At 45.0% G+C, this 13,201-nt stretch carries 7 protein-coding genes; 6 read left to right on the top strand and 1 reads right to left on the bottom strand.

What is annotated here, in order from left to right:
* Position 1: 1 nt before the first annotated feature.
* Positions 2-1,246 carry a hypothetical protein gene (locus tag HMPREF1532_RS06615; RefSeq protein WP_244266408.1) on the bottom strand — a complete coding sequence of 415 codons (1,245 nt, stop codon included), beginning with the start codon at positions 1,244-1,246 and terminating at the stop codon, positions 2-4.
* A gap of 365 nt (positions 1,247-1,611) precedes the next feature.
* Here HMPREF1532_RS06615 and HMPREF1532_RS06610 point away from each other — a divergent pair, with 365 nt between their 5' ends.
* The 6 genes from HMPREF1532_RS06610 (at position 1,612) to HMPREF1532_RS06585 (ending at position 13,171) form a co-directional block, all read left to right on the top strand.
* The gene (locus HMPREF1532_RS06610; protein ID WP_005926642.1) at positions 1,612-4,140 is read left to right on the top strand and encodes a glycoside hydrolase family 88 protein; all 2,529 of its coding nucleotides are present in this window, start codon (positions 1,612-1,614) and stop codon (positions 4,138-4,140) included.
* A 33-nt stretch (positions 4,141-4,173) separates the two neighbouring features.
* Complete coding sequence (locus HMPREF1532_RS06605) at positions 4,174-6,918, top strand: alpha-L-rhamnosidase (RefSeq protein ID WP_187373821.1); 2,745 nt, start codon at positions 4,174-4,176, stop codon at positions 6,916-6,918.
* A 9-nt stretch (positions 6,919-6,927) separates the two neighbouring features.
* Positions 6,928-8,763: a rhamnogalacturonan lyase family protein gene (locus HMPREF1532_RS06600; RefSeq protein WP_005926635.1), complete on the top strand. Its 1,836-nt coding sequence runs from the start codon at positions 6,928-6,930 to the stop codon at positions 8,761-8,763.
* Positions 8,764-8,832: 69 nt separating this feature from the next.
* Positions 8,833-10,362, top strand: coding sequence for a glycoside hydrolase family 28 protein (locus HMPREF1532_RS06595; protein ID WP_005926632.1), 1,530 nt, complete (start codon positions 8,833-8,835; stop codon positions 10,360-10,362).
* A 98-nt stretch (positions 10,363-10,460) separates the two neighbouring features.
* Positions 10,461-11,921 carry a rhamnulokinase gene (gene rhaB, locus HMPREF1532_RS06590; protein ID WP_025819182.1) on the top strand — a complete coding sequence of 487 codons (1,461 nt, stop codon included), beginning with the start codon at positions 10,461-10,463 and terminating at the stop codon, positions 11,919-11,921.
* Positions 11,915-13,171 (top strand): L-rhamnose isomerase, encoded by a 1,257-nt coding sequence (locus HMPREF1532_RS06585; RefSeq protein WP_187373825.1) that lies wholly within the window; start codon positions 11,915-11,917, stop codon positions 13,169-13,171. The genes rhaB and HMPREF1532_RS06585 overlap by 7 nt, the downstream gene beginning before the upstream one ends.
* The last annotated feature ends 30 nt before the right edge of the window (positions 13,172-13,201 follow it).

The raw sequence follows: 13,201 nt of genomic DNA, 5'->3' as shown, positions 1-13,201 counted from the left end.
TCTATTTTTTGATTTGGATGATTGGTGAAGGTTGGTTTTCCGGCAATGTTTTGGCTTTATCAACTTGCTTTAACCAATTATGATATATCTCGGCCGGCATTTCTTCATAGCCCAGACTGTCTATTTTCTCATAGGATTGAAGCATCTTTTTAAATAAACGGTGTGCCTGTGGATATTCCGGAAGCTGTTCTTTGGGAGGTCTGCCGCAAGCATCAATTACATATTGAGCTTGTACAGTGCAGATGTTTGCGTAATGTTGATAAGCCGTTAAATCAGAAGGAGAATAACGCAAAACTAAATTGCTGTTTTCTTCTATAAAATGATCATAGCCATAACAGGAAATATAATAAGCAGACAAGTCATTGAGCATATGGGCAATGGTCTGTTTCATAGTCCGTGGATTCAGATAAATACCTGTCTGGATAGCTTTGGATTTAATGAAACCGCTATTCATATAGAAATCATCTGTGACAACAGCACCTTGAGTTAGCTCTATATTATACCAACGGTTTTGCTTGTCTTGGAATTTTATAAAAGAGTGGCTCGGTGAAAAACACCAGAAAGCTTCTGTTTCCAACTCTTCGGCAAGAATCAAAAACAATAGAGGCATGGAATGGCACTGTCCTGTATTCTTGGCTAAAAGCTTTGATACCATATAATTACTGGTGTTAATATCTGCGCGATAATCTTCAAAATCATATTTCATCGGGTGATGAATGATTGTTTTTTCACTACCGGGCTCTTTGACTTCAATAACTTCCGACAGAATACGAAAGATCATCATTAACTTTGCTAACCCGTCATTCTTATCTAATTTTTCTTCCTGCATTTTCAGCAGACAAATGTGTTTTAGATTCTGAATGGCTGCATCAAACTCTTCATATTTCATTTTATTCCCGAAAAAAGCGTTTTCCGTCACGAATACGGCTCTTTTTAGACTCATCTCCTTTTTGCCTTCAAGCATTTCAAGTATCTCTTCACGGGCACTTTGAAAACATTCTGAACCGGGAGTTGGGGAAAAATCCGGTAAAGGGATTGAGTTGGATTTCATGTATTTCTGAATAGCATATTGGCGGTTGATGGCTGCTCTTCTACGTTCGTTTTCTTTTACCTCACGCATGATGGCCTCATTTTGCCTTTGAATCAAGGCGTCACGGGAAGATGATATGCCAGATGGCTTTTGGGGAGAAGTTTGGCGGAAGTTATCGAAACGACCTATTTCTGCCGGTTGAGGAATTGATATCACTGGAACTTGGGAAAACAAAGAACTTGCTCGGAGTATTGTGATTAATATTATGCTCCAATAAATTATTTTATGTAAAACTACCTTAATCATAGCATTTGTTTTAAGGATTTTTCAAAGGTAACTTTATTTACTTAAACTCCTGATGGCCGTTAACTTTTTTTGTATTTTAAATAAAGTCTATCGGTTGATTTATAGAAAAATGAATATGCTCTATGTAGTAGAGCATTCTAAGGGTAATTGTTTTTTTGATATGAAACGACAAAAAGAATAAGATTACAATCAAAAAACAAACCGATACTTCGGTCGATTCTGCCTATTTTTGCGTCATCAATAATTCCATTAATCTTTTAAACTATCAAAAACACATGAAAAAGCAGTTTTGGTATTTTATATTTTTACTTTTCTATATCGGTACATTGCCTGTACAAGGCAAGATTACACTTCCCGCTATCTTATCGGACAATATGGTATTGCAACAAAAGGCTCAAGTTCGTTTTTGGGGAAAAGCGCGTCCGGGTGAGAAAGTTACGGTTTCTACCTCTTGGGATAAAAACATTTATACGGTGCAGACACCCACTGACGGACATTGGGAGGTGAAAATCAAGACTCCCGGTGTGATGGATAATCAGACGCTGACCGTAAAGGGAGAGAACACAATCACAATACATAATATATTAATAGGTGAAGTATGGCTTTGCACCGGACAGTCGAATATGGAATTTCCGGTAGCTCGTGATCCGAATGTAAAATGGAAGACAGGTATACTGAATGAAACGGAGGAGATGAAGGATGCCGATTATCCTTCCATCCGGCTTTTCCATGTGGAGCATCAACTGGCTCCTGAGGGAGAAAAAGAGGATTGCATCGGCCGATGGCTGGTTTGTACTCCGGAAAATGTGAAAGAATTTTCGGCTGTCGGCTTTATATTCGGTCGTAAACTTTATAAAGAATTGCAGATGCCGGTCGGACTGATTCAGTCCACTTGGGGAGGTACCCATGCCGAATCGTGGACAGAGAGGAGGGTGATGAAAGACAATCCTTTGTATGCCGATGTCATGGAAGAGTTTGCCCCGCAGAACGTGAAGCGTGAGAAAGACAAATGCAAAGTACCGGCCACGTTGTGGAACGGTATGATTGCCCCGATCAAAGGATATACCATTAAGGGAAATATCTGGTATCAGGGAGAGTCCAATTCAATCCGTCATGAAAAATATCAGAAGGTGTTCACTAATCTGATAAACAGTTGGCGGCAGGAATGGGGGCAGGCTGATATGCCCTTTTATTTCGTACAGATTGCACCGCACTACAAACAACCAGCAGGCATTCGTGAAGCACAATTGAAAACCTGGCAAAGCGGTTTGAAGAATATAGGTATGGTAGTAATAACAGATGCCGGTGATTCTACGGATATTCATCCGCGCAACAAGCGGGTGACAGGTGAACGCTTGGCTGCCTGGGCTTTGGCGAAACAATATGGTAAAAAAACAGCTTATTCGGGGCCGCTTTATAAGAGTATGAAAGTGAAAGACGGAAAAGTAACGTTGACTTTTGATTATGCGGAAGGCGGATTGCAAACTCCGGAAAATGCTCCGGTAAGAGGATTCTTTATCTCCGGAGCCGATGCCCGCTTTTATCCTGCTACGGCTGCCATTCAAGGCAGTAAACTGGAATTGTCAGCACCGGAGGTTCCCCAGCCGGTAGCAGTACGTTATGGCTATGGAAATTTCTTCCGGGTGAATCTTTATAATAAGGCGGGACTTCCGGCAGTCCCTTTCCGTACCGATCATTTTGCTCCCGATACTTATGCACGCTGGTTTGCCGATTCGGAGATGCGTCGTTTTCCGAAGGCGTATCAACTGGATCATGGGAGACGTCTGTTTTTCGGATATGCACAGGGAGTGGGCTGTTGTGCCATGCTCCGGATGTGGAGACAAACGGGTGAACGGCATTATTTTGATTATGTGGAAGCTTGGGTCGATTCATTGATCAATGAAAAAGGAGAAATCCATTTATATGATATGTCTACTTATAATCTGGACTTCATCAATTCGGGAAAAGTACTTTTCGATGTTTACCGCGAGACGGGAAACGATAAATATAAAAAGGCAATGGACGAGCTGATAAAACAATTGAAAAGACATCCGCGCACACTGGAGGGAGGATATTGGCACAAATTGATTTACCAGCACCAGATGTGGCTGGATGGTTTGTATATGGCTTCTCCTTTCATGGCACAGTATGGTGCGGAGTTCAATCGTCCGGAGTGGATCGATGAGGCGGTGAAGCAGTTCGCGCTTTGCCATAAACATACTTATGATGCCGGAACCGGCTTGTATCACCATGCTTGGGACGAGAGCAAAAGCCAGCGTTGGGCCAATCCGGAAACCGGACATTCTCCTAATTTCTGGGGGCGTAGTATCGGTTGGTGGTTTATGGCATTGGTCGATGCGTTGGATTATATTCCGGAAGAACATCCCGGACGTTCCGATATGATAAGCTGGATACAAGGCTTGGCGGATACTCTCCCTAAATATCAGGATAAGGCCGGTTTGTGGTATCAGGTGATTGACCAGCCTAAGCGTGAAGGGAACTTTCCGGAAGCATCCGTTACTTCACAATGCATGTATGCCTATGCAAAAGCTGTGAATAAAGGATATATCGATGCAAAATACAAAGCAGTTGCAGAGAAGGCCTTTAAAGGATTGAAAGATAAACTGCTGGTAGAAAATGCGGATGGTACACTGACGTTGACCCGTTGTTGCCAGGTAGGCGGCTTGGGCGGACATCCGTATCGTGACGGTAGTTTCGAATATTATATCGGAGAGAAAATGCGTGATAATGATGCAAAGGCTACCGGCCCTTTCATCATGGGATGCATTGAATTGAATAAATAGTACCGCACTTGGATGACGGATAAAAATAAAATAATGAACAGAAAGATAACGATCTTATTGGGAGGATTGCTGATGTGCGCTTCGATGGGGGCACAACAGGTGGACTGGCCGGAAATACAGACAGAAGCGAAACCTGCCGCACGCTGGTGGTGGATGGGAAGCGCCGTAGATAAAGAAAACTTAACCCGTAATCTGGACGCCTATGCGAAAGCAGGGATGGGAACGATGGAGATCACCCCTATTTATGGGGTCAAGGGGAATGAGGCAAATGAGATTCCATTTCTTTCGTCCCCTTGGATGGAGATGTTGCAATATACGGAGAGTGAAGCTGCCCGCCTGGGGATGCAGATTGATATGAACACTGGGACCGGATGGCCTTTTGGAGGCCCGGAAGTCGGGATAGAAGATGCTGCCGGTAAGCTTTTCATCACTGAATATGAATGGAAGGGCGGGGAGCCGTTTAAGGAAAAAATAGTGGTTGCCGATTCCAAACAACTGCCTTATGCAAAGTTGAGCCGGCTTATGGCTTATTCTGATAAAGGCCGGTGTATTGATGTGACGGATAAGGTGACAAAAGACGGCAGACTGCAATGGAAAGCACCGAAGGGTGATTGGAAACTGATTGCTGCTTTTTGTGGGAAAACTTTCCAGAAAGTGAAACGGGCGGCCCCCGGTGGTGAGGGATACGTGATGGATCATTTGTCCGCCCGTGCCGTGAAGAATTATCTGGAGCGTTTCGAGCGTGCTTTCGAGTCGTCGAAAACGCCCTATCCGCATAATTTCTTCAATGATTCTTATGAGGTATATAAGGCGGATTGGACGGAGAATCTTTTTGATGAGTTCGCCATTCGTCGCGGCTATAAATTGGAAGAACATCTTCCGGAATTCCTGTCAGAGAAACGGACGGATACGGTTGCCCGTATCATCTCTGATTACCGGGAAACGATGGCGGAATTGTTATTGGAGAATTTTACCCGGCAATGGACGGAGTGGGCGCATTCACATGGCTCTAAAACCCGTAATCAGGCACATGGATCGCCCGGTAATCTGATTGATCTATATGCCACGGTGGATGTTCCTGAATGTGAAGGGTTCGGGCTTTCCGATTTTAATATCCGGGGATTGCGCAAGGATTCATTGACACGCCCCAACGATTCGGATCTGTCCATGTTGAAATATGCATCTTCGGCTGCTCATATAGCCGGCAAGCCCTATACGACTTCCGAAACCTTTACTTGGCTGACGGAGCATTTCCGGACTTCACTTTCGCAGTGTAAGCCGGATATCGACCTGATGTTTATCTCGGGCGTGAATCATACGTATTTTCATGGCACCACTTATTCGCCTGCTGAGGCTGCATGGCCGGGATGGAAATTCTATGCTGCTGTCGATATGAGCCCTACGAATAGTATTTGGCGGGATGCACCGGCATTTTTTGATTACATAGCCCGTTGCCAGAGCTTTTTGCAGATGGGAAAACCGGATAATGATTTTCTGATCTATCTGCCTGTTTATGATATGTGGCAAGAGCAGGACGGGCGTCTGCTGATGTTTGACATTCATAAGATGGCGAAGCGTGCTCCCCGTTTTATCGATGCGGTGCATCGGATCAATGATGCGGGATATGATTTGGATTATATTTCCGATAATTTTATACGTAGCCTTACTTGTGTCAATGGAAAGTTGGTCACTTCTGGGGGGACGGCTTATCGCGCGTTGCTTATTCCCGGTGCCCGTTTAATGCCGGATGATGTGCTTGCTAAACTATGGAGTCTGGCAGATGAAGGGGCAATGATTGTGTTTTTGGAGCAATTCCCGCAGGATGTGCCCGGATATGCCCGGTTGGAGACACGCCGTGTAGCTTTCCGGAAGTTGATGGAACAGAAAGATAAGGTACGTAAAGGACGTATTATATTCGGTACGGACTATGAGCGTACATTGGCAGAAACTGGAGTTTTGCCGGAAGCGATGAAAACGGAAAACGGATTAAGCTGTATTCGGCGTGTCAATGAAGAAGGTAATCATTATTTTATATCTGCATTGAAGGCGGAGGATACGGAAGGATGGATTCCTTTAGGGGTGCAGGCAGAGTCTGCTATGATTTATAATCCGGTGAATGGTGAAAGTGGCAAGGCGGCTGTTCGTCAGGCCGACGGGCGTACGGAGGTGTATTTGCAACTGGCTTCGGGAGAGTCTTTGCTTTTGAAGACTTTTGCCGGGAGTGATATACAAGCTTCTGCATGGAATTACTGGCATCCGGCATCCGAAGGAAAAAAAGTACCGGATCGATGGGGATTCCACTTTGTGGAAAGTATACCGGTTGTGACCGCTGCTCCCGATTCTGTAGAATTGGATTCGTGGACGGAACTGTCGGCAAATGAAGTGAAAAACACAATGGGAACTGCATGTTATTCCCTTAAATTTCATCTTGACGATTCTGCGATTCCCGAATGGATGCTCGATTTGGGGGATGTGCGTGAAAGTGCCCGTATTCGCGTCAATGGGAAAGAGGCTGCTGTTTTGTGGTCGGTTCCTTATCGTTGCCTGATTGGCAGATATTTGCATCCGGGTGAAAATATATTGGAAGTGGAAGTTACTAATTTACCGGCTAATCGTATTGCCGATATGGATAGGAGGCAGATACCTTGGCGCATTTTTAAGGATGCCAACATAGTCAGTCTTCAGTATAAGAAGTCCGGGTATGAGAATTGGCAGCCCGTGCCGAGCGGGTTGTTAGGTCCGGTAAAATTGATTCCGATGAAAGAAGTACGTTTTTAATATTTTATCATGAACAGACGAATTGCTTTTGTGCTCTGCATTTCTTTTGCAGTGGCTACTCTTTTTGCGCAAGATCCTCGCGAAAGACAATATATGTACGAGATACTGGATCCCCGGCATGAAGCCAAACCATTGGTGGAAGGGTTTGCCACAGAACGGGTTACGGAACGGTTGAACCGTGGATTGTATGCAGTGCCTTCTCAGGACGGGAAGGGTGTTTACCTAAGTTGGCGGTTGCTGAATACGGATGCGCCTGCTACTGCTTTTCATGTATATCGTGAAGCAAATGGTAAAACTCGCCGTTTGACGAATAAGCCCATATTGCATACTTGTGATTTTGTAGACAACGCACCTGTGAAGGGAATAGCTTCCTATTGGGTGGTGCCTGTGTTGAAAGGGCAGAAACCCGCCGCATCCGAAAAACTTGAAGTAGAAGCCGGGAAGAGTAAGAACTATACTTCCATTCGCTTGAAAGATAATGCCAAAGCAGGTAAGATTGCTTTGGCCGACTTGAATGGTGATGGCATTTACGATTATATCATCCGTACTCCCGAAACCAATGTAGATCCGGGCATGCCGGGAGATACTACCGGTAAGACATATAAAATTTCGGCTTATTTGAGCGACGGTACATGGCTTTGGACGTATGATATGGGACCGGGCATTGAGCCGGGTATTTGGTATTCGCCTTTTATCGTTTATGATTTCAATGGGGATGGTAAGGCGGAAGTTGCGGTGAAAACTGCCGGTGATGATTATGTGAAGAACGAAAAGGGCCGTGTTTGTGGTGGAAGTGAATACTTGTCCGTATTGGATGGGATGACGGGGAAAGAGATAGACCGGGTGGACTGGCCGGAACGGAATGACCGGTACGGAAATCTTATTCGCCAGAATAGGAATCAGATGGGAATGGCTTATCTGGATGGGAAAACACCTTGTATTCTTGCAGCTCGTGGCACTTATAAACTGATGGTAGTGGATGCCTGGCAGTTGAAAGAGGGGAAACTGCAACGGATGTGGCGTTGGGATGGTGATGAAGAAAATCCCGTAGTACGTAGTATGGGGGCACATAGCATGGTGACCGGAGATGTGGACGGCGATGGTCGGGACGAGATATTGTTGGGGTCTTGTATGCTTGATGATAACGGGACTTTGTTATGGTCGTCCGGGTTGGGACATAGCGATAAGGCTTATTTGTGTAAGCTACGTCCTGATGAGGAAGACTTACAGGTGTTTATGGTGAGCGAACCCAAGAAAGAAGACGGTCGCGGAGTATCTGTGGTGAATGCTCGTACCGGACAGCTGATATGGGGAATCGGACATGCTACCTATCATGTGGGGGATGGCATGGTGGCGGATTTTGATCCGGAACATCCCGGTCTGGAATGTTTTGCCAGTGAAGACCGTAAAGGTGGAAGTACGGATAAATATCTGTTAACTTCGGATGGAAAGAAATTGAATACAACGAATGCGGAAGTGCCGGGATGCCGGAATTGGATTTGGTGGGATGCCGATCTGCTCCGTGAAACATTCCGGGGGGATAATAACCGTTGGGGAGCCGGTTCTTCTTCGAACGGCAGAAAACAAAGTATCTGGAAATGGAAAGGAGAGACGCTGACAGAAGGGATTGAAGGGGACATTTTGATGATAGCCGACATGGAGGGCGATTGGCGGGAGGAGTTGATAACTGCGCTTCCCGGAGAGTTGCGTATCTATCATACTTGTATTCCGGCAAAAGACCGTCGGGTAACATTGATGCAGGATGCACTTTATCGGAGTTATATTACACATCGGAGCATGGGGTATCCGCAATCGCCGGTACCTTCTTATTATCTTGGAGAATGATTGAGAGTCCCTAAGGGCAGTTTTATAAGATCAAAATTGTTTCTAAGTTACATAATATAAAAAAGTCGAATGAAGAGAATTTCAATTGTTTTGTTTCTTTGTGCGTGGGCGGTATTGTCGTCTTGGGCGCAAACTTATAAATATGAAGAAATATACACGAATCTCCCCTTTGCAATGCCAAAGGTGGAAGCACCCCGATTTCCCGATTTGAAGGTGTTGCTGCCGGATTTTGGTGCTGTCGGCAATGGAGTGGAACTCTGTACCGAAGCTTTTGAAAAGGCTATCGAAACATTATCGTCTCGCGGAGGCGGACACTTGATTGTGCCGGCAGGTATCTGGCTGACCGGTCCTATTGTGCTGAAAAGTAATATCGATCTTCACATAGAGAAAGGGGCCGTAGTGCTTTTCTCGCCGGATGTGGAGCTTTATCCGTTGGTCGAAACTGTTTTTGAAGGATTGGATACCCGCAGGTGTCAATCTCCTGTTTCGGGACGTAACCTGACGAATGTAGCTATCACCGGGCAAGGGGCCATTGACGGGAATGGACACTTTTGGCGTCCTTTGAAACGGGAAAAAGTGACGGAAAGTGTTTGGAAACAGACGATAGCCCGGGGGGGAGTATACAAACGGCCCACTTATTGGTTCCCTTATCCGCAGACACTGAAAGGAGATACGATCAGCAATATGAATGTACCTCAGAACTTGACGACGGAGGAAGAATGGCAGAGCGTGCGTCATTTTCTTCGGCCGGTGATGGTGAGCTTGATAGAGTGTAAGAATGTATGGCTGCAGGGTGTTATCTTTCAGAATTCTCCGGCGTGGAATCTGCATCCGTTGATGTGTGAAAATGTACTGATTGAAGAAGTGCAGGTGCGTAATCCGAGCTATGCGCAAAATGGTGACGGCCTGGATTTGGAATCTTGTAAGAATGCCTTGATTGTAAACTCTACTTTCGATGTGGGGGATGACGGGATTTGCTTGAAGAGTGGAAAGGATGAGGATGGACGCCGTCGTGCCCGCTCTTGTGAAAATGTGGTGGTAGACGGATGCACGGTGTTTAAAGGACATGGCGGATTCGTGGTAGGCAGTGAGATGAGTGGCGGAGTACGTAATGTGTCTGTGAGTAATTGCCAGTTTTTAGGTACTGATGTAGGGCTTCGTTTCAAGAGTAAGCGTGGACGGGGTGGAATTGTTGAAAACATCTGGGTACGCAACGTTTCCATGATGGATATTCCTACGGAACCTGTTACTTTCAACTTGTATTATGGAGGTAAGTCGGCTGTTGAAGTGTTGGAAAGTGGTGAGAAAGTACCGTTGAAGGTAGATCCTCTGCCAGTGGATGAAACGACTCCTTGTTTCCGGAATATCCATATTTCGAATCTGGTATGTTCTAATGCCCGGAGGGCGCTTTTCTTCAATGGCATCCCGGAAATGCCGATCGATGGCATTACGCTTGAGAACTTGGATATTACTTCCCAAATAGGAGCCGAATTCGTATATAGCCGGAATATAACATTGAAGAATGTGACGATTCACCATGAAAAGGGAGAAAAGTTGATAACCCGCTTTTGTGAAGGAGTGAATCAAATTGTCAAATAAGACATCCTTTGTGTCAAAACGTACAGCGTGAATAGGGTACAAATCCTTTATTTTTGCGTCATTATAGAAAGAATAGGCTCAACATTATATAGGACATGATAAGAAATTGTTTTTTTGCGGTTGATTTGGGAGCTACCAGTGGCCGTACGATATTAGGCTCTTTCTCTGAGGGCGGATTAGAATTGGAAGAAGTGAATCGTTTTCCCAACCACCTCATAGAGGTTGGAGGACACTTTTATTGGGATATTTATGCACTTTATCAGTATGTTATAGATGGGTTGAAGTTGGTTGCGGGCAAGCAAGATGTGAAGATCGTTTCTATCGGTATCGATACTTGGGGAGTCGATTTTGTTTGTGTCGGAAAGGATGGGCATTTGTTGCGCCAGCCGTATGCTTATCGCGATCCCCAAACAAACGGGGCGCCGGAAGCGCTATTTTCGCGCATTCCCCGTAGTAAGGTGTATAAGTTAACGGGCATTCAGATAATGAATTTTAATTCGTTGTTCCAGTTGGATACCTTGCGACGCAATAATGACAGTGCGCTGGCTGCGGTAGATAAAATTTTGTTTATTCCGGATGCTTTGAGCTATATGCTGACAGGAGAGATGGTAACGGAATATACGATTGCCAGTACGGCACAATTGGTAAATGCACAAACCCGCAAATTGGAACCGGAATTATTGAAAGCGGTCGGTTTGACGGAAGAGCATTTCGGACGTTTTGTGTATCCGGGAGAGAAAGTCGGAACATTGACAAAAGAAATACAAAAAATAACCGGATTGGGAGCTGTTCCTGTAATTGCTGTAGCCGGACATGATACCGGATCGGCAGTGGCTGCCGTCCCGGCATTAAATCCGAATTTTGCTTATTTAAGTAGTGGGACATGGTCGTTGATGGGGATAGAAACCGATGCGCCGGCTATTACCGAAGAAACGGAGAAGTTGAATTTTACGAATGAAGGGGGAGTGGCCGGAACGATCCGTTTGCTGAAAAATATTTGTGGAATGTGGTTGCTGGAACGCTGCCGTGCCGGATGGGGAGAGACTTCGTATCCGGAATTGATCGCTGAAGCCGAAACGGCGGAGCCCTTCCGTAGCCTTATCAATCCGGATAATGCACTTTTTGCGAATCCCGATGATATGGAAAATGCCATCCGTAAATATTGTATGGATACGAATCAGCCGGTTCCGGAAACTCGTGGGCAGATTGTACGTTGTATTTTTGAAAGTCTGGCACTGCGTTATCGCCAGGTATTGGATGATCTGCGCGGATTAGCTTCTCAGCCGATAGAAACACTTCATGTGATAGGCGGGGGAAGCCGCAATGAATTGCTTAATCAGTTTACGGCGAATGCGGTAGGTATTCCGGTAGTAGCCGGACCGTCAGAAGCGACTGCTCTCGGCAACGTCATGATGCAGGCTATGGCGATAGGTGAAGCTGCCGATGTGCCGGGAATGAGAAAGCTCATTCATAATTCTATTCCTTTGAAAACTTACCAACCCCAAAATATGGAAAATTGGGGACAAGCTTATATACACTTTAAAAATATAGTATCATGAAAGAAGAACTGATTAAGAAGGCTTACGAGATAGCGGTTGAACGTTATGCGGCTGTAGGTGTCGATGCTAATAAGGCATTGGAAGATTTGCAAAAGATTTCTCTATCTTTGCATTGTTGGCAAGCAGATGATGTAACGGGATTCGAATCGAGTGGTTCGCTGACCGGAGGAATTCAGGCTACCGGTAATTATCCGGGAAAAGCTCGTAATATAGAAGAATTGAGACAGGATATATTGAAAGCTGCTTCTTATATTCCCGGAACTCACCGTTTGAACCTACATGAAATTTATGGTGATTTCGGTGGTCAGTTTGTCGATCGTGATCAGGTAGAACCGAAACATTTTGAGAGTTGGATACAATGGGGAGCGGAACATGGTATGAAGTTGGACTTTAATTCTACTTCTTTCTCTCATCCGAAAAGTGGAAACCTTTCATTGTCGAATCCGGATAAAGGTATTCGTGATTTTTGGATCGAGCATACCAAGCGTTGTCGTGCAATTGCCGAAGAGATGGGTAAGCGCCAGGGCGATCCTTGTATCATGAATTTATGGGTACACGACGGGAGCAAGGATATCACGGTGAATCGTCTGCTTTATCGCGAACTGCTGAAAGATTCTTTGGATCAGATCTTTGCTGTTGAATATAAGAATATGAAAGATTGTATCGAATCGAAAGTGTTCGGTATCGGTCTGGAAAGTTATACGGTAGGTTCAAATGATTTCTATATTGGATATGGTGCAAGCCGTAATAAAATAGTGACACTTGATACCGGCCATTTCCATCCTACCGAAAGTGTAGCTGATAAGATATCTTCGCTGTTGCTTTATACTCCGGAAATCATGTTGCACGTTAGCCGCCCGATCCGTTGGGATAGTGACCATGTGACTATCATGAATGATGAAACGCTGGATCTGGCAAAAGAAGTAGTGCGTTGTAATGCTCTCGACCGTGTACATGTCGGTTTGGATTATTTTGATGCCAGCATTAACCGTATCGGTGCTTATGTGATTGGTAGCCGTGCTACGCAGAAATGTTTCTTGCAAGGATTACTGGAACCGATTGCTAAGTTGCGTGAATATGAAGCCAATGATCAGTTGTTCGAACGTCTGGCTCTGCTCGAAGAGGCTAAATCGCTTCCGTGGAATGCTGTGTGGGATATGTTCTGTTTGAAGAATAATGTTCCGGTTGGCGAGGAATTTATTGCAGAGATAGAAAAATACGAAACAGAGGTAACTTCGAAAAGAGAATAAGAATAGTGGTTAGTGATGAAAGTAGCATTT

Source organism: Bacteroides salyersiae WAL 10018 = DSM 18765 = JCM 12988 (assembly GCF_000381365.1).
Taxonomy (GTDB): domain Bacteria; phylum Bacteroidota; class Bacteroidia; order Bacteroidales; family Bacteroidaceae; genus Bacteroides; species Bacteroides salyersiae.
Note: the sequence above shows the minus strand (reverse complement) of the source record. Positions and strands in the feature narration are given on the sequence as shown.

Excerpts from the sequence above, each read along its gene's own strand:
- HMPREF1532_RS06600 (WP_005926635.1), top strand. The coding sequence starts at position 6,928 with ATGAACAGACGAATTGCTTTTGTGCTCTGCATTTCTTTTGCAGTGGCT.
- HMPREF1532_RS06605 (WP_187373821.1), top strand. The coding sequence starts at position 4,174 with ATGAACAGAAAGATAACGATCTTATTGGGAGGATTGCTGATGTGCGCT.
- HMPREF1532_RS06595 (WP_005926632.1), top strand. The coding sequence starts at position 8,833 with ATGAAGAGAATTTCAATTGTTTTGTTTCTTTGTGCGTGGGCGGTATTG.
- HMPREF1532_RS06610 (WP_005926642.1), top strand. The coding sequence starts at position 1,612 with ATGAAAAAGCAGTTTTGGTATTTTATATTTTTACTTTTCTATATCGGT.